Below are 16831 nucleotides of genomic sequence, written 5' to 3'. Positions count from 1 at the left end.
ATAAAGATGTTTCTATTTAGATAATTGTGGCATACAACGTTATCAATAGATAAAAGGAATGTATTTTTATGGTGGGATACTGTAACAATTTTTTGTTAGGAGGAAGAAATGGTGAGCTCAAAATATATGATTGGTGTAGACATTGGGACAACTAGTACAAAATCAGTTCTATTTTCTACTGATGGATCTGTTATTGCTAGTCATGGAATTGAATATCCTTTATATTCTCCTACGCCTGAAACAGCAGAACAAGACCCAGAAGAAATTTTTCGTGCAGTAATACATACGATTAAAGAAACTGTACGATCAAGTAGTGTACAGCCAAGTGATATTCTTTGTGTCTCTTTTAGTTCGGCAATGCATAGTATCATTGCTGTAGATGAAAAGGGAAAGCCGTTAACGAGATGTATCACTTGGGCAGATAATAGAAGTGCAAGCTGGGCGGAGAAAATAAAGAATGATATGAATGGTCACGAAATTTACCTTCGTACTGGGACACCAATTCATCCGATGTCACCACTTTCGAAATTAGTTTGGCTACAGAATGAGAAGGCAGAGTTATTCGCAAAAAGTTATAAATTCATTTCTATTAAAGAATATGTTTTTTACAAGTTATATAAAGAGTATGTAATTGATTATTCTATAGCATCAGCAACAGGGATGTTTAATTTAAAATCTTTAAAATGGGATGAAGAGGCTTTATATGTTGCGGGAATTACAGATGAAAAGCTTTCAAAGCTTGTTCCAACAACGCACAGTTTAACAGGATTAGATGAAGAGCTGGCCAAAGAGATGAATGTACCTGTTTCTACGCCTTTTGTAGTAGGAGCGAGTGATGGAGTACTATCTAATTTAGGGGTAAATGCAATAGATCCTGGCGTTGTGGCTGTTACAATTGGTACAAGCGGTGCGATTCGTGCTGTAACAAATCGTCCTGTAACAGATCCAAAAGGGAGAATCTTTTGTTATGCGTTAACTGAAGACCATTGGGTAATCGGTGGTCCAGTTAATAACGGTGGTATGATTTTCAGATGGGCTCGTGACCAATTGGGTACTTCAGAGATTGAACTTGCGAAGCGTTTAGGAAAAGATCCATATGAAGTACTTACTGAAATAGCAGCAAAAGTGAATCCTGGATCTGACGGTTTATTATTTCACCCGTATTTAGCAGGGGAAAGAGCTCCTTTATGGAATGCAAATGCACGAGGATCTTTCTTTGGACTCGGATTGCATCATAAGAAAGAACATCTGATCCGTGCTGTTTTAGAAGGAGTAATTTATAACTTATATACAGTTCTTCTCGCTTTAAAAGAGCTAATTGGTGAACCGAAAAAAATTCAAGCGACAGGTGGTTTTGCAAGATCGGAACTTTGGAGACAGATGATGGCAGATATTTTCCATCAAGACGTATATGTTCCGGAAAGTTTTGAAAGTTCTTGCTTAGGAGCTGCAATCCTCGGTTTATATAGTTTAGGTGAAATAGATACATTATCCGTAGTTTCTGAAATGGTAGGTGCAGATTTTCATCATGAGCCAAACATGGAAAGTGTGGAAAAATATAAAGATTTAACGCCAATCTATATTCGTCTGTCCCGTCAATTGGAAGAAGAATATGAAAGTATAGCAGCGTACCAAAAAAAGTGGGTTTAAAAGCTATTTACCAAGAAAATATGGTAACGTATAAAGAGGTACTCCGATTTTTTAGGATACTCTTTCAACATAAAATATTTTAAGAAGTATGATGAATGAAAAATATAGGGAGAGAGGGTTATGAAAATGAAGGATAACAAAGAGTTTATTGGATATGTTGGAACTTACACGAAAGAAAATAGCGAAGGAATATATAAGTTTACTTTAGACACAGAAGCAAAAAAAATTAGTAATGTAACACTTGCCGCTAAGCTGGATAACCCTACATATGTAACGATTAACCGAAATAATGAATATCTCTATTCTGTTGTTAAGGAAGGCGAATCTGGCGGTGTAGCTGCTTATTCCATTGATAGTCATACTGGAGAACTAAAAGCGAAAAATAGACAAGTAGTAGAAGGTGCTTCTCCTTGTCATATTAGTGTTGATAGTGGGAATCATACAGTAGTTACAGCGAATTACCATAAAGGAACGATTGAGTCTTTTGAAATAAATGAAGAAAATGGAACTGTAAATCCTGCTTCATCTATTATGGCACATGAAGGTTCAGGTCCGAATAAAGAAAGACAAGAAAAACCACATGCACATTACGCGGGGTACACTCCTGATGAAAAATATGTAGTGGGCGTTGATTTAGGGATAGATAAAATAATTACGTATGAAGTAAAAGATAGTACATTAATAGAAGTGAATAGCCTGTCTGTGAATCCGGGAAGTGGACCAAGACACATTGCTTTTCATCCAAATGGAAAATACGCTTATGTAATGACGGAGCTTAGTTCAGAGGTTATTGCGCTAACATATAACTCGGAAGAAGGATCCTTTACAGAATTACAGTATATTTCTACTCTTCCAGAACAATTTGATGAAAATAGTCAAGGCAGTGCTATCCATATTTCTTCTGACGGCCACTTTGTATATGCAGGTAATCGTGGTCATAATAGTATCGCTGTTTATAGCGTAGATCAAAACTCAGGCCAGCTTACATTTGTGGAACATACATCTACAGAAGGAAATTGGCCAAGAGACTTTGTATTAGATCCTACTGAAAAGTTTCTTGTTGCTACAAATGAAAAGTCACATAATCTTGTGTTATTTTCAAGAGATGAATCTACAGGTAAGTTAACACTTTTACAATCTGATGTTGTTGTGCCAGAGCCTGTTTGTGTGAAGTTTTTAAATATATAATTTCAGATGCCTAAACAAAAGCAAAGCGATATCGCTTTGCTTTTTATTATTTCTTTTTCGGTCTACGTACTAATTCGCCGCCGCAGTTTGGACAAACGTTATGTCTTTCTTCTGTACATGGTGCGCAAAATGTACATTCATATACACAAATGTATGCTTCATAATCTTGTTCGAGCGATTGATCGCAAATTTGACAGTTTGTTTTCATTTCTAGTGCCATAATAAGTCTCCTTTTTAGTTAGAAAATTTATAATTTAATTATAATTCATTAAATAGAAATAGTCCTTTTCAATTGAAAGGAAATCGAATGATAAAGTTATGAATTGAAACGAAAGATGCTGGTTTATTTTAAAATTGATTATTTATTACAGTTGGAATATTATGAAATAGTCAAAAGACAACAGGGGGTATAGATTTTGACTAATCATAACGATCATTTAAAAGCAAACTGCGAAAAATGCTTCGGTCTATGTTGCGTTGCATTACCGTTCGCAGCATCGGTAGATTTTGCAGTGAATAAAGATGGTGGTAAACCATGTTCCAACTTACAATCAGATTTTAAATGTAGTATACATAAAAATCTTAGAGGAAAAGGTTATAAAGGTTGTACAGTATTTGAGTGTTTCGGTGCTGGACAGAAGATTTCTCAGGGTACGTTTAAAGGGATTGATTGGCGGAAAGATGCAAAGCATGCAAGAAAAATGTACGATGCTTTTCCAGTTATGCATCAACTTCATGAAATGCTTTGGTATTTGAATGAGGCGATTCTTTTAAAGGCAACACAGCCAATTCATAAAGAGCTGGAGAACGCAATTGAGGAGACAGAGCGACTTTCGAATTTAAATCCAGATGAGTTAATGAAAATAAATGTTCCAATGCATAGGGCAGAGGTGAACATTCTCCTTTTAGAAACGAGCGAACTAGTATGGAAGGAAATGAATACTGCGCGTAAGAAACGAATCATTCACCGCGGAGCAGACCTTATGGGAGCGAATCTGAAAAAGAAAAATTTACAAGGTGCAAATTTAAGAGGAGCTTATTTAATTGCGGCTAACTTAAATGGAGCAGATTTAAGAGGAGCAGATCTCATCGGAGCAGATTTGCGAGATGCAGATATTCGCGGGGCTGATTTTACTAATAGTATTTTTCTGACGCAAGTTCAAGTTAATGCTGCGAGAGGGGATAAGCATACGAAATTACCGAAATTATTGTCCCGTCCATCGCATTGGAGTGCGTAAAGAGTGAGGAGTGTTTAGTGTGGATATATTTCAGTATTTAGAAGAGATGCAAGAGGATGTCTTTTCGTTAGCAGTAGAGCAAATAGAAGCGAAGTATTATGATATATACCGATTTGTATTGGTTTTCACGACCAAGATCCAATTATGCGAACAGGCAGAGACTAAGAATCTCTGCCTGCTTTTTATTTCTTTTCAAAAGTAGTAATGAAAACGCTACATATAATGAGAATACCACCAATGAAAAAGTTACTATTTAATGTCTCATTTAATAAGAGCCAGCCAAGTAACGATCCAACGATAGGTTGGAAGAAGAAAAATAAGGAACCGATGCTTGCATCCATTAATTCCAATCCTTTATTCCAAAGGAAAAAGGCACCTGCTGTTGAGACGATTCCTAAGTATAATACGCCTAATATGACGTACGTATTTACTGTTCCGATAGAGGCCGCTTGTAGTTCCCATATCATAAAAGGTGTAATAAAAAAGAGTGAAAAGAAAATTGCGTACGTTGTAATAACTAAGGATGAAAATTGGATTGAAGCGATTTTTACATGAATAGATAGTAAAGCCCACGTAATAGCAGCTCCAACTAAAATGATTGTTCCGATAAAATAAGAGCCGATTTCAATGTCCCATCCGATTACGATAATGACACCGATTGTCGCTATTATAGTAGATAAAAGTCTACGAGCAGTTAGTTTCTCTTTCAAAATGAGCGCTGCAAATATAACCATAAATGCAGGTGTAGCTGATGTAACTAACGAGCCTGTATGAGCGTCGGATAATTTTGTTCCGATAAATTGGCATGTGATCGAAATGAAATAGCCGATAAATCCAATCCAAGCGAAGAGGAGCCAATCTTTTTTGCGAATGGTTACTTTTTTCTTTTGCTTTTTCTCAGCTAGTTTTAAAATGCCATACAAAACAACAAAAGCGATAATAAAGCGTAGCCAAACGAGTGTTAGTGGTGGGATAAAATCGAGTACGTATTTGCTAACAACATACATACCGCCCCATATACTTGCTGCTAGTGATAAATATATAGCTCCTAAAATTGTTTGTTTCATGTAAAGTACCTCCGTCTATTTTTAGGGTATTATGAGTTCCCTAAGACGAGGCGTAGTGTATGTGTTATATGATTGCCCGTCTTAGTTTATAGACGGCCTACAGGTTGATCGTTTTCGAATGAAGTGTTGTAGTACATGCGTGCATTCCTCCTCTTTAAGTTATAATGATATTATAACTTAATTTTCTGATTATTGGAGGTTGTTATGAAATATATCGTTATAAAATCACATGTTAGCAATTATCCTAATCCAATTCGCTTAGAAGAGGGGGATGTAGTGAAAATGATAGAGAGTTACGCTGGTCCGGAAAACTGGGAAAACTGGATGTTTTGTCACGAAGAGAAGTATAACCGGAAAGGATGGGTTCCGGAGCAAATTATAAGAAAAGATATGAATGGAACAGGAATTATTATAAAACAATATACTGCGAAAGAATTAAATGTGAGTATTGGAGAAAGATTGATCGGATTAGAAGAATTGAATGGATGGGTTTGGTGCGAAGGAAGAGATGGTGAGAAGGGCTGGGTACCAAAGGAAAACTTACAAAAATATTAATAATAATATTTGATCAATAATTAGGAAACATATTTTTGCTTATGAGTATATTGGTTGTAGGATAAAAAGTAGATTAATAGAGAAAGAGGAGGAGATTATTATAACTACAACCGTTATTTCACATTTTTACAATGAAGAGTATTTATTGCCATGGTGGCTTATGCATCATACGAAACTTTTTGATCATGGTATTTTAATTAATAAAGGTTCAACAGATCGTTCCGTTGAGATTTGTAAAAAATTCGCACCGCATTGGGAGGTGCGAGATTCTGTAAATCCAGAGTTTGATGCATATGCGACAGATCATGAAGTGATGAGGATAGAACAAGAAGTACAAGGATGGAAAATGATTTTAAATACGACTGAGTTTCTTTGCGTGCAAGATAAAAATCAGTTTTGGAAATCGCTAAATGAATTGGGGGGGAGGATGTATTGGCTGGACGGGCTTATTATGGTTGATGATCCTAACTACAACTATCCGGACCTTAACTTTGGAATACCTTTAATGAAACAGCGATTTCATGGTTATTTACCAGAAGATTGGCCGTTATGGAGAAGAGGTAGATTTATTCATAATCATGAGCATGGAAGTTATACGGTTGGAAGACATTTATCTGCGCATGAATCGATGATTTATCCACCTCTTGCCTGTATATTATGGTTTGGGTTTAGTCCGTGGAACGATGCGATGAGAAAGAGAAAGTTACAAATTGGTCCGACTCTTTCTGAAGCTAGTAAGCATGGGGGAATGGGGACGCATCATATTATTACGTCGGAAAGATTAGGAGAATGGTATAAGGAATTAGCGAGAGGAACGAAGGATTTACGTTTTAATGATGCATATCGTTATGTTTTTGTATAAATGATTTCCACCATAAAATTGTTTCTTCAATTCCTGTATTTAGATCGTATGTTGGTTTCCAGTTTACTTCAGTTTTTAAACGTTCTACATTAACCCCGACAAATAAAGGTTCATCTTTAGAGAAAGGGATTGCACCTAGTTTAATTAAATGTTCTTTTCCTATCTTTTTAGCAATGATAGAAGCTAACTTTTTAATTTGTACAGATTGACCAGAAGCGATATTGATGGTGCCTGTAACGCTGTGTTCTAATATTGTTACGAGAGCGTCAGCGACGTCACTCACATGGAGGAAATCTCTCGATTGTTTTCCATGTGTACATAGTGCTTCCTCGTTTTTTAATAAGGAAGTGATAATGTTAGAAACGAGCCGATTACCTTGTTCGTGAGGTCCATACATATGAAAAATGCGGCCCCAACACATGCTGAGGCCTGTTTGTTGTGCATACGTTTCTAGCCAGGAGTGCAGTGCATTTTTACATAAAGAATACGGGGTTTTATAGGAAAGGAGCGGTGAATCTTCAAATAATACGCCGTTAAACCATTCGTACTCTGCGCCAGTACCTGCAACGACAACACGCTTTCCGCCGCATGTTGTGAAGTGTTGAATCAATGAAATACTAGACTTTAGCCAATAGTAATTATTAATAGATACATAGCATGCTGGTGGCACCGCTTCCCAAGCAAGGTGAATGAGATGGCTAGGCTGAACATCCGAAATGAATTGTTTTACTTCGTCATCGCGAAGCAAGTTTACTTTATGCCAATGGCAAGGGAGGTGAGAGGGGTTATTTTTATTATACGTGGCGTGCACTTCATATCCCTTTTGTATAAGTGAATGTACAACATATTTACCTATCCAGCCACTACCACCTGTTACAACAACTTTCTTCATGGCTCGATCACCTCAATTTCTGGAACCGTCACTAAAAATTTACCGCCCCATTCACGAATGAAAGAGCATTCTTTCATAATTTCGTCTTTCAAATTCCAAGGAAGTATAAGAATGTAATCCGGTTTTGTACGTTTAATTTCTGCTGGAGATTTTATTGGAATACGAGTTCCTGGTAAAAGGAGATTTTGTTTGTGAGGATTTTTATCTACTGTATAAGCTAGAAATTCTTTACCTATCCCGCAATAATTCAAAAGGGTGTTTCCTTTAGCTGGAGCACCGTAACCGATAATTTGTTTGTTTAAAGCTTTCGCTTCAATAAAAAACTTTAAAATATTTATTTTCAATTGTTCGATGCGTTTAGAAAAAAGGAGATAGCAATCTAAAGTATCTAACCCGTGGTCGACTTCTTTTTGAATTAATTTTGTAACATTGGAATGGATAGTTGATTGGGCACTTCGATGGTTTACAAAAATCCGTAAGGAACCACCATGCGTTGAAAGTTCTTCTACATCAACAATTTGTAAATGATGATAACTTAAAACTTTTTGAAGGCTTATAAGTGAGAAGTAGGAAAAGTGCTCATGGTAGATAGTATCGAACTGTTTAAAGGATATGAGGTTTAATAAGTGTGGGAATTCAATTGTTATCGTGCCATCTTGTTTTAATAACGTTTTTAAACCGGCAACAAAATCATGCAAGTTTGGAACATGTGCTAATACGTTATTTGCGACGATTAAATCAGCTTGTGGCAATTTTTTTGCTAAGTCATTACTGAAAAAATTCACATGAGTAGGAATTCCTTTTTTGATAGCAATTTCTGCTACGTTTTTCGCGGGTTCAATTCCCAATGTCTCGATATTTTCTTTTTTAAAGTATTGTAATAAGTACCCATCGTTACTTGCGATTTCAATCACTTTTGAATGTTTCGTTAAGTTGAAACGCTTAATCGCCATTTCTACATATTGTTTAGCGTGTAGTAGCCAACTTGAGGAGTAAGAGCTGAAGTATAAATAGTTATGAAAAATATTTTGTGGGGATTCAAATTCATCTAGCTGTACGAGTAAACAAGAGTTACAAACAAATGTGTGCAGCGGATAAAAAGGTTCCATTTTATATGAGCTTTCAGGAGCTACAAATGAATTAGCAAGAGGGGAAACGCCCAAATCTAAAAAAGTGTTGGTTAGTAATGAGTGGCAAAAACGGCATTTTTTCTGTTCCATTTTATAGCCTCCTTATAAATTTTTGAATGCATCGATTTGTTGTCGTGTGAAAGATTCTATATTTTCACCAGATGCATATTTTTTGTACCAATCAACAGTCCAAGCGATAGCATCATCTGTTGATAACTTAGGAGTCCAGCCGAGTTTGTTTACTGCTTTTGTACTATCGAGTGTTAAAACAGGTGATTCATAAGGAGTATTTGTAGAGGAGGAAATGATTGTTAGTGAGTTATTCCATAATTTTATTACAGATTCAATGACATCATGAACGGTTCTGTTAGGTTCATTCATTGGGCCGAAATTCCACGCTTCTGCATATTTAGCATCATTCCAAAGTTTCTCAGCTAAAAGGATATAGCCATGTAGAGGATCTAAAACATGTTGCCACGGACGGACGGCATATTTGTTTCGAATACACAAAGTATGATTGTGCAAATATGCCCGAATGATATCAGGGAATAATCGGTCTTCTGCCCAATCACCACCGCCGATGACGTTACCAGCTCTGACTGAGGCGAGTTTCTGGGTATTAGTGCGGAAGAATGATTTTTGATAGGATGTTGCCGCTATTTCAGCGCAAGCTTTACTAGCGCTATAAGGATCGAAACCTCCTAGTCGGTCATTTTCCACGAACGCTCGGTCGCCACTACCGTCATTCTCATAACATTTATCGCTTGTCACATTAATAATGGCACGTACGCTTTCGACGGACTTTGCTGCTTCTAGCACGTGGACAGTACCTAAAACATTCGTTTTGAATGTATCGATAGGATTTTTGTATGAAGCGGTTACGATTGGCTGAGCTGCTAAATGAAATATTATGTCAGGTTTATGCTGCTTCATGGCATGAAATAAAGAATGGTAATCTGTAATATCGCCTTTCATTGTCGTGCACTCTTTTGCTACGTTACCTTGTTCAAAAATGTTAGGAATGGATGGGGGATGAGAAGAAAAGCCTACTACTTCTGCACCTAAAGAACTTAAGAAAAGGGTGAGCCAGGAGCCTTTAAATCCAGTATGTCCTGTAATAAATACTTTTTTCTTATTCCAAAAAGATGATGAAGCCATATTACCAAACCTTCCACGGAGCGTTATTACTTTCCCATAGCTCGACTAATTTATTTTTATCGCGCAATGTATCCATCGGATGCCAAAAACCAGAATGTTGATATGCGGCCAATTCATTTTTGTTTACTAACTGAACTAAAGTGTCTGTTTCAAAAACAGACTTATCTCCACTAATGTAATTGAAAACTTCAGGATTTAAAACGAAAAATCCACCGTTAACCCATCCGCCATCACCTAATGGTTTTTCTTGAAAAGATGTTACAGACTGTTTATCTAATATGAGAGAACCAAATCTACCAGGAGGTTGTACGGCAGTAACAGTAGCCATTTTTCCATGTTTTTTATGGAATGTAATAAGTTCTTTTATATTTACATTACTTAATCCATCACCATAAGTGAGGCAGAAAGGTTCGTCTCCGACATAATTTTGAATCTTTTTCACTCGGCCACCCGTTTCGGTATTTACACCAGTATCGATTAGTGTAACTTTCCATGGTTCTACACGATGAGAATGGCTAGTAATTGTATTATCGTTTAACTGTATTGTGAAATCAGACATGTGTAAGTTGTAATTTAGAAAGAACTCTTTAATTGCATATCCTTTATAGCCTAAGCAAATAATAAACTCAGTAATCCCGTAATGACTATACAAACTCATAATGTGCCATAGAATGGGCTTTGTTCCAATTTCAATCATAGGTTTCGGTTTTAAATGTGTTTCTTCCCCAATTCTTGTACCGTACCCACCAGCAAGAATAACAGCTTTCATTTTTTCCTCCTAAAATAAAAATTTATTATTTATACAGTATTCATGTTTTATGCAAATGAGATTGTTTTTGATTAAGTGAATGAAAATGTTTGAGGTGATGACGATGCAGAAAATATTACGGTTTGAATTTTGGAAATAATTCTTGATATTCAGGGTTATGACGGAGGTCTTGTGTTAGGTTACTAAGCTCTAAAAAACGTATGTCCAGTACTTCAGGAGATTGACCGTAATGTGTTTGAAGTCCCATTTGAACACCCCTTTTTGAAAGGGTAGGTGTAATTTGTAATTTTCTTGCCTTTGATTGTTCATTCCAAGGGCTAAAATAAAATTTTAAAATAAATGAAGGATAGTCATAAATTATATATCCGTGCCGCGAATGATGTCTACCAGGTAAATATGCACCGTCTAGATGATTGTGAATAAATCTCCAAGCACATCCGAGATTTGGGTTATAAGGGAAGACACCGTGGTATCGCTGTTCTACTAAGGGGATAGAATATCTAGGCTTTGAATAATTATAATTATGATTATCTATCATTAAAATCATTCTAATCGCATACATGTTTTGGCCTAGTGTATGAAGAGATGAAAAAAATTCTTCAGTATTATTACAACAAAAGAATTCAGTAGTATTTAAAACGATTTTCCAACCTGAAACTTCTCTTTCAATTTCCATCACTTCAATATCAGTATTAGTTGGATCAAACTCAAGAAATCTTGAATTTCGTACTTCCCAGTGGGGTGCTAATAGTTTACAAATCTCTACGGAACGATCTGTAGACCCTCTATTAATTAAAATGCCGTGATCGAATATTTTCGTGTGATGCATAAGCCACCATGGAAGTAGGTATTCTTCATTATAAAAATGAGAAATGATTGTCTTTTTCATATTAATTCCCTCCTATACAAGCAATCATTATTAGTAGGATATGCTTTTAAATAAGAAAGGTTAAAAGTGGCAGACAATGTAGTGATTAGGTAGTAGTTTAGTAATTTTATTGTATAAGTGTAGATTACTCGTATTGAATCATCATAGGAGGAGATTGGAATTTTGTATAAATTGTGAATAATAAACCGTCACGTTTGACTGTACAGTTTATGTGTTGTATGATGTAAGTAATATAAACAAGGGGGGAAGATCGTTGGGAAGGTGTATCGAATCGGACAGTTGGCTCTCATGGCTCACGTGTCGAAACGAACGATTGATTATTATACGAATCTAGGTATCTTAAAAGCGGAGCGATCTCAATCTAATTATCGCTATTACGACGAAACAGCATTTGAGACATTACAATTTATTGAGAAGTGCAAAGAAATGCATATGCCGCTTTGTGAGATTAAAGAGAAAATCGAGGAGAAGAAGAAGCTGCTCGGTATCAATGAACACGTTTCGAAACAAGTGAATGAAGTGACAGACCATATTCATCAATTAGAAGTGGAGCTTACTGAGTTAAAGCCGCTTTTAGATGGATTGACTGATTCACAACGTGAAAAAATATCGAAATCTTTATCTGGTCAAACGACAGCTTTAATACAGACACTTGCTCTATTATTATAGAATAAGTGAAATCCGACCTCTTTAATTTTTGTATCGGGCTATGTTTTCTAACAAACAAATAAGAAAACATTATAGTATACAGGAGGTGGACACCTTAGTTTTTTAACTAAGGGGATTCATTGGAAATATTTAATTTAGTCATGGTTGCGATTTTAATCGCATTTACTGGATTTTTCGTAGCAGCAGAGTTTGCGATTGTAAAGATACGTTCAAGCCGTATCGATCAGCTTGTTGCGGAAGGAAAACGCGGTGCTTTAGCAGCGAAAAAGGTAACAACAAATTTAGATGAATATTTATCTGCTTGTCAATTAGGTATTACAGTTACAGCTATGGGATTAGGTTGGTTAGGTGAACCGACAATTGAAAAGTTATTACACCCGTTATTTGAGAAATGGAACTTAAATCCTTCTATTTCATCAGTACTAACATTTGGTCTTGCTTTTATGATTATGACGTATTTACACGTTGTAGTAGGGGAATTAGCTCCAAAAACGATGGCAATTCAAAAGGCTGAAAGGGTAACGTTATTATTGGCAGGTCCATTAATGATGTTCTATAAAGTAATGTATCCATTTATTTGGGTATTGAACGGTTCAGCTCGTGTGATAACTGGTTTATTCGGTTTAAAGCCAGCTTCAGAACATGAAGTAGCTCATACAGAAGAAGAATTACGTCTTATCCTTTCAGATAGCTATGAAAGTGGCGAAATTAATCAAGCTGAATACAAGTATGTAAATAACATTTTTGAATTTGATAATCGCATTGCAAAAGAGATTATGGTACCGCGAACAGAAATCGTTGGTTTCTACCTGGAAGATTCAGTAGAAGAACACATGAAAGTAATCCAAAATGAGCGATACACACGTTATCCGATTTTTGGAGAAGATAAAGATGATATTATCGGTATGGTCAACGTAAAAGATTTCTTTATTCGATATATGACCGAGGATCAAAAAGATTTATCATCTATTCGCTCGTATATGCGTCCGATTATTGAAGTGATGGAAACGACTCCAATTCACGATTTATTACTTCAAATGCAGAAGAAGCGAATTCCGATGGCTGTTTTATATGATGAGTACGGAGGAACAGCTGGAATTGTAACGCTTGAAGATATCTTGGAGGAAATCGTCGGCGAAATTCGTGACGAATATGATGAAGATGAAGCACCACCAATTCAACATGTGAACGAGCAACATATTATTGTTGATGGAAAAGTGCTTATCTCAGAAGTGAAAGATTTATTTGGATTACACATCGAAGAAGATGATGTGGATACAATCGGTGGATGGATTATGATGCAAAATCATGAAATCGAAGAAGGACAACACGTTGAGGCGGAAGGTTATGAATTTAAAGTGTTAGAAAAAGACGCTTACCAAATTAAACGTGTTGAAATTCGTAAGATGGAACAAGAACAAGAAGAAGAGAAAGCAGCAACTGTGTAAGTTGCTGCTTTTCTTCTAAAGTACAAAAAATGAGAACTTAGGAGCGGATATTTTGATTCAAGAAGCCTTACGTGTATATCGATTACAATTGTATGTGATCTTTAGTGGTTTACTACTTATGTGGACGATTACTCCGTTTGGAAAACAAGTGACAGGGTTCGGTATTGGATTAGCAGTAAGCGCCTATTGTCTTTGGTTATTAGCTCGCAGAGTGGAGAAACTCGGAAAAAGTATCGTAATGAAGGAAAAGGCTCCTGGATTAGGAGTTTTAAACCGATTTGCAGCTGCTATTTTAGGAGCTATCATCATGTATGAAATTGAGCATGAAATGGAAATGTGGGCATTCGGTACAGGTATTTTAGGTGGTCACTTTTTAATGATTGCAAATTTAGCGTATGCAAATATGCAGTTAGTGAAAGAAGAAGAGAAGCAAAGAGAACATGCTTCGAAAAATATAGAGCTATGATGAAAGGGACCTAATCAGGTTCCTTTTTTAGTTTAGCGATATGATACAAGTAATCAAATTAACGACAAATATAATACGCTTCTTTTTTGTGTTTTTCAATAGTATGAAAAATAATAAAAAAATTTTAAAAAACCCATCGATTTCTAAAGGTTATGTATGTTATTATGACAAAAGACTTTTTGAAAGAGGTGGATACCAATGTTACAAGCGCTACTTATTTTTGTGCTTCAAATTATTTACGTTCCAATATTAACAATCCGTACGATTTTGCTTGTAAAGAATCAAACAAGATCCGCTGCTGGTGTTGGATTGTTAGAAGGAGCTATTTACATTGTCAGTTTAGGTATTGTGTTTCAAGATTTATCAAATTGGATGAACATCGTTGCCTATGTCATTGGCTTTAGTGCGGGACTGTTATTAGGCGGTTATATAGAGAATAAATTAGCAATTGGTTATATTACGTATCAAGTTAGTTTACTAGACCGTTGTAATGAATTAGTAGATGAATTACGTCACTCTGGATTTGGCGTTACAGTATTTGAGGGCGAAGGTATTAATTCTATACGTTATCGCTTAGATATCGTCGCAAAGCGTTCTAGGGAGAAAGAGCTTTTAGAAATCATTAATGAAATTGCACCGAAAGCGTTTATGTCTTCGTATGAAATTCGCTCGTTTAAGGGTGGATATTTAACGAAGGCGATGAAGAAAAGAGCGTTAATGAAAAAGAAAGATGAACATGCATCGTAAAAAAGAGGAGTAGTGCGGCATTAAAAGCGCAGTATAAGTCCAAATGTAAAAGGGAGGAATCTATTTTGATGTAGATTCCTCTCTTTTTTATTGTTAATTGAAAAACTAAATCGTATAATTATTTTTTCTACTCATCCTCAAATTAATGATTAGCCATATAACTTGAAAAAATACCGGTATGATAAACGCGATTAATATAACGATAAGTGATATGGATTTAATTTCAGGTGTTTGAATAACACCAGCACCATCAACCTCTCGTAACCAAATAATAGCGGCCCATATTCCAAAAACGATAATCCAAAATATGTTACCAATCCACCAAGAAATCCATCGTTTTTTCATGTTAACACTCCTTACAGTTATCTACTGTTAAAAGTATATTTTCGTTCGTTACAATTATCCCGTAAAAGCCCGATTGGTGAGGGCTGATTAAAGTTTCACTTTATAATGAAATAACTATAAATTTAGTTTTTCTTAACTGTATATCTAACTTGTTTGAAGGTTACTATTTCTCCATCATCATTATCATCTTTCGTTTGCAAAAGTTGAACTTTTGGTTTGTAGTCTGTCCGATGAGCGTGTTCGATATCTTTAATGTTAAGCTTGTAGGATTCACCATTCTTTAGCTTTTGTTCTAACACTTTTTTATTAGCAACATAAATAAAAGTTACTTTATTTTCATCAATTCCCTCGGTCTTAATTTCTAACTCATTATCTTTTGCTGTGATCGTTGGTGTTAATAATTCCATACTGCCTTTCCCGCTTTCTAAAGAATTCTCTGCTATAGTTGAACATCCTGATAGTATGATTCCGGTGAATAGAAGAACAAGTAATTTCCTTTTCATAACATCCCCTCCGATTCTATGTGATTTTTGATTTTGGCATTGTTAGACTGCTAGTGTGGAGCGTAAATGTTTAGCTAGTACTCTTTTTATTTTACCATAATATGTAAATTAAAAAAGGCTGTATATCCAATGTAAGAGAGACTGAAAAATTTACTTATTGTTGTAAATTCGTGTGTTTTAGCTTCTATTTCAATCGAAATGTAGACGAGAAAAAGAAATTTTTTATAGAAATTATAATTTTTACATTTTACTATAATGATAGGGAATAGATGAATTCATTTACTTCGGAGGTAGTTATTTGAACATTAATGAGAAGGCAATTGAAATGTTTGAACAAAATAAATATGAGGAAGCAATGGAACTGTTTCAACAAGCAGTACATGAATCTAGAGACGTACAATCTCTCAATAATCTTGCCTAGATGTATTTTTATGAGGAAGAGAATGATGATAAAGCTCTTGAATTAATAAGAGAAGTTGTTAAGTTGAATCCATCTTCATACTTTCCTTATAACATCTTAGGGGACATTTACATGAAACAAGAAAAATGGACAGAAGCGAAAGAAGCATTACAAAAGTCTATTTCGATTCAACCATCAGATGAAGCATATCATAATGTAGCTGTAGCGCATTATAACCTTGGAGAGCTGGAAAAAGCTTCAGAATTTTTCTTGCGAGTTGCAGGGGATTCGGACTATATCATGTATAGCTATGTAAAATGTTTAATTGATTTAGAACGAACGACAGAAGCAAAAGAGAAGTTAGATACTTTTAACAGGGAGTCTGATAATTTTTTAGGGGAAATTCATGTAGCAGATTTATATGTTGAGTTGAATTGCTATAAAGAAGCAATTGAATGGTTCGAAAAGGGATACAAAAAATGCTGGAAAAGTCCTAATTGGATTAGTAGATTTGTTTATGCTCTATATAAAGTGAATCATTTCTCGCGTATAAATGAAGTGATACGGGAATCTATCGAAGCGAAAACAGCAGAAATAAAAGATGTCGAGAATGAAGAAGTAGAAGACAACTGGACAGAGAAAGATAAGAAAGAGTTAATTGAGGAATATACAGAAGCGAATAATGATTATAAAACAATGATAGAGCGTATTAAATCAGGATATGTTCCAGGGTTAGAATTTGAAACGGATTTTATAGGTGGGTGCTATTTGTTTGGTTGTAAAAGGTATAATCATCTTGAATATGAAGAATAAAAAAATCGACTGTCACATATGATGGTCGATTTTTTTTATTAT

The 16831-nt window shown here is 35.5% G+C and carries 18 protein-coding genes and 1 pseudogene; 10 read left to right on the top strand and 9 right to left on the bottom strand.

Going from position 1 to position 16831, the window contains the following annotated elements:
- Nucleotides 1-108 precede the first annotated feature (108 nt).
- Both gntK and V6946_RS17190 read left to right on the top strand, forming a co-directional pair.
- Nucleotides 109-1650 carry a gluconokinase gene (gntK, locus tag V6946_RS17195; RefSeq protein WP_006922506.1) on the top strand — a complete coding sequence of 514 codons (1542 nt, stop codon included), beginning with the start codon at nucleotides 109-111 and terminating at the stop codon, nucleotides 1648-1650.
- Between the two features lie 120 nt (nucleotides 1651-1770).
- Entirely contained in the window at nucleotides 1771-2838 is a 1068-nt protein-coding gene (locus V6946_RS17190) for a lactonase family protein (RefSeq protein WP_006922508.1), read from the top strand.
- Between the two features lie 46 nt (nucleotides 2839-2884).
- On the opposite strand, the gene V6946_RS17185 is transcribed toward V6946_RS17190, so the two are convergent.
- Nucleotides 2885-3058, bottom strand: coding sequence for a DUF1272 domain-containing protein (locus V6946_RS17185; protein ID WP_006922510.1), 174 nt, complete (start codon nucleotides 3056-3058; stop codon nucleotides 2885-2887).
- Nucleotides 3059-3254: 196 nt separating this feature from the next.
- On the opposite strand from V6946_RS17185, the gene V6946_RS17180 reads away from it, so the two are divergent.
- A complete protein-coding gene (locus tag V6946_RS17180) occupies nucleotides 3255-4076 on the top strand; it encodes a pentapeptide repeat-containing protein (protein ID WP_000181428.1) in 822 nt (273 codons plus the stop codon).
- 182 nt (nucleotides 4077-4258) lie between these two features.
- On the opposite strand, the gene V6946_RS17175 is transcribed toward V6946_RS17180, so the two are convergent.
- Nucleotides 4259-5143, bottom strand: a complete 885-nt coding sequence (locus V6946_RS17175) for a DMT family transporter (RefSeq protein ID WP_000814760.1) — start codon at nucleotides 5141-5143, stop codon at nucleotides 4259-4261.
- Between the two features lie 204 nt (nucleotides 5144-5347).
- On the opposite strand from V6946_RS17175, the gene V6946_RS17170 reads away from it, so the two are divergent.
- Complete coding sequence (locus V6946_RS17170; protein ID WP_000875289.1) at nucleotides 5348-5698, top strand: SH3 domain-containing protein; 351 nt, start codon at nucleotides 5348-5350, stop codon at nucleotides 5696-5698.
- A gap of 61 nt (nucleotides 5699-5759) precedes the next feature.
- Complete coding sequence (locus tag V6946_RS17165; RefSeq protein WP_076774856.1) at nucleotides 5760-6560, top strand: glycosyltransferase family 2 protein; 801 nt, start codon at nucleotides 5760-5762, stop codon at nucleotides 6558-6560.
- On the opposite strand, the gene V6946_RS17160 is transcribed toward V6946_RS17165, so the two are convergent.
- From V6946_RS17160 to V6946_RS17140, 5 genes are all read right to left on the bottom strand, one after another.
- Nucleotides 6529-7452: an NAD(P)-dependent oxidoreductase gene (locus V6946_RS17160; RefSeq protein ID WP_000758375.1), complete on the bottom strand. Its 924-nt coding sequence runs from the start codon at nucleotides 7450-7452 to the stop codon at nucleotides 6529-6531. The two genes, V6946_RS17165 and V6946_RS17160, sit on opposite strands and share 32 nt — an antisense overlap.
- Complete coding sequence (locus V6946_RS17155) at nucleotides 7449-8672, bottom strand: class I SAM-dependent methyltransferase (protein WP_006922514.1); 1224 nt, start codon at nucleotides 8670-8672, stop codon at nucleotides 7449-7451. Before V6946_RS17155 ends, V6946_RS17160 begins: the two co-directional genes overlap by 4 nt.
- A 12-nt stretch (nucleotides 8673-8684) precedes the next feature.
- Nucleotides 8685-9740 carry a CDP-glucose 4,6-dehydratase gene (gene rfbG / locus V6946_RS17150; protein WP_006922515.1) on the bottom strand — a complete coding sequence of 352 codons (1056 nt, stop codon included), beginning with the start codon at nucleotides 9738-9740 and terminating at the stop codon, nucleotides 8685-8687.
- 1 nt (nucleotide 9741) lies between these two features.
- Nucleotides 9742-10509 (bottom strand): glucose-1-phosphate cytidylyltransferase, encoded by a 768-nt coding sequence (rfbF, locus tag V6946_RS17145; protein WP_000648807.1) that lies wholly within the window; start codon nucleotides 10507-10509, stop codon nucleotides 9742-9744.
- A 115-nt stretch (nucleotides 10510-10624) separates the two neighbouring features.
- Nucleotides 10625-11398, bottom strand: coding sequence for a glycosyltransferase family 2 protein (locus tag V6946_RS17140; protein ID WP_000750973.1), 774 nt, complete (start codon nucleotides 11396-11398; stop codon nucleotides 10625-10627).
- 261 nt (nucleotides 11399-11659) lie between these two features.
- Between V6946_RS17140 and V6946_RS17135 the strand changes: the two genes are divergently transcribed.
- From V6946_RS17135 to V6946_RS17120, 4 genes are all read left to right on the top strand, one after another.
- Complete coding sequence (locus tag V6946_RS17135) at nucleotides 11660-12067, top strand: MerR family transcriptional regulator (RefSeq protein ID WP_000285635.1); 408 nt, start codon at nucleotides 11660-11662, stop codon at nucleotides 12065-12067.
- 119 nt (nucleotides 12068-12186) lie between these two features.
- Nucleotides 12187-13515: a hemolysin family protein gene (locus tag V6946_RS17130; protein ID WP_000402258.1), complete on the top strand. Its 1329-nt coding sequence runs from the start codon at nucleotides 12187-12189 to the stop codon at nucleotides 13513-13515.
- Between the two features lie 52 nt (nucleotides 13516-13567).
- Nucleotides 13568-13981, top strand: a complete 414-nt coding sequence (locus V6946_RS17125; protein ID WP_000613876.1) for an ATP synthase subunit I — start codon at nucleotides 13568-13570, stop codon at nucleotides 13979-13981.
- Between the two features lie 198 nt (nucleotides 13982-14179).
- On the top strand, nucleotides 14180-14728 hold the full coding sequence (locus V6946_RS17120; protein WP_000938438.1) for a DUF2179 domain-containing protein: 549 nt from the start codon (nucleotides 14180-14182) through the stop codon (nucleotides 14726-14728).
- 105 nt (nucleotides 14729-14833) lie between these two features.
- Here V6946_RS17120 and V6946_RS17115 read toward each other — a convergent pair whose 3' ends face one another.
- Both V6946_RS17115 and V6946_RS17110 read right to left on the bottom strand, forming a co-directional pair.
- Nucleotides 14834-15073, bottom strand: a complete 240-nt coding sequence (locus V6946_RS17115) for a DUF3923 family protein (protein WP_016122886.1) — start codon at nucleotides 15071-15073, stop codon at nucleotides 14834-14836.
- A gap of 122 nt (nucleotides 15074-15195) precedes the next feature.
- On the bottom strand, nucleotides 15196-15576 hold the full coding sequence (locus tag V6946_RS17110) for a hypothetical protein (protein WP_006922522.1): 381 nt from the start codon (nucleotides 15574-15576) through the stop codon (nucleotides 15196-15198).
- Nucleotides 15577-15874: 298 nt separating this feature from the next.
- Between V6946_RS17110 and V6946_RS17105 the strand changes: the two are divergent.
- A pseudogene (locus tag V6946_RS17105) lies at nucleotides 15875-16789 on the top strand (tetratricopeptide repeat protein).
- Nucleotides 16790-16831 lie beyond the last annotated feature (42 nt).

This window comes from Bacillus sp. PPSBB_2 (genome assembly GCF_045291115.1).
In the GTDB taxonomy this organism is placed as follows: domain Bacteria; phylum Bacillota; class Bacilli; order Bacillales; family Bacillaceae_G; genus Bacillus_A; species Bacillus_A cereus.
The sequence above is the reverse complement of the archived record's forward strand: the minus strand, read 5'-3'. Positions and strand labels throughout refer to the sequence as shown.

What these genes read in the sequence shown, in the direction of transcription:
- gntK (WP_006922506.1), top strand. Translation starts at nt 109, where the DNA reads ATGGTGAGCTCAAAATATATGATTGGTGTAGACATTGGGACAACTAGT.
- V6946_RS17190 (WP_006922508.1), top strand. Translation starts at nt 1,771, where the DNA reads ATGAAAATGAAGGATAACAAAGAGTTTATTGGATATGTTGGAACTTAC.
- V6946_RS17185 (WP_006922510.1), bottom strand. Translation starts at nt 3,058, where the DNA reads ATGGCACTAGAAATGAAAACAAACTGTCAAATTTGCGATCAATCGCTC.
- V6946_RS17175 (WP_000814760.1), bottom strand. Translation starts at nt 5,143, where the DNA reads ATGAAACAAACAATTTTAGGAGCTATATATTTATCACTAGCAGCAAGT.
- V6946_RS17170 (WP_000875289.1), top strand. Translation starts at nt 5,348, where the DNA reads ATGAAATATATCGTTATAAAATCACATGTTAGCAATTATCCTAATCCA.
- V6946_RS17160 (WP_000758375.1), bottom strand. Translation starts at nt 7,452, where the DNA reads ATGAAGAAAGTTGTTGTAACAGGTGGTAGTGGCTGGATAGGTAAATAT.
- V6946_RS17155 (WP_006922514.1), bottom strand. Translation starts at nt 8,672, where the DNA reads ATGGAACAGAAAAAATGCCGTTTTTGCCACTCATTACTAACCAACACT.
- rfbG (WP_006922515.1), bottom strand. Translation starts at nt 9,740, where the DNA reads ATGGCTTCATCATCTTTTTGGAATAAGAAAAAAGTATTTATTACAGGA.
- rfbF (WP_000648807.1), bottom strand. Translation starts at nt 10,509, where the DNA reads ATGAAAGCTGTTATTCTTGCTGGTGGGTACGGTACAAGAATTGGGGAA.
- V6946_RS17140 (WP_000750973.1), bottom strand. Translation starts at nt 11,398, where the DNA reads ATGAAAAAGACAATCATTTCTCATTTTTATAATGAAGAATACCTACTT.
- V6946_RS17120 (WP_000938438.1), top strand. Translation starts at nt 14,180, where the DNA reads ATGTTACAAGCGCTACTTATTTTTGTGCTTCAAATTATTTACGTTCCA.
- V6946_RS17115 (WP_016122886.1), bottom strand. Translation starts at nt 15,073, where the DNA reads ATGAAAAAACGATGGATTTCTTGGTGGATTGGTAACATATTTTGGATT.
- V6946_RS17110 (WP_006922522.1), bottom strand. Translation starts at nt 15,576, where the DNA reads ATGAAAAGGAAATTACTTGTTCTTCTATTCACCGGAATCATACTATCA.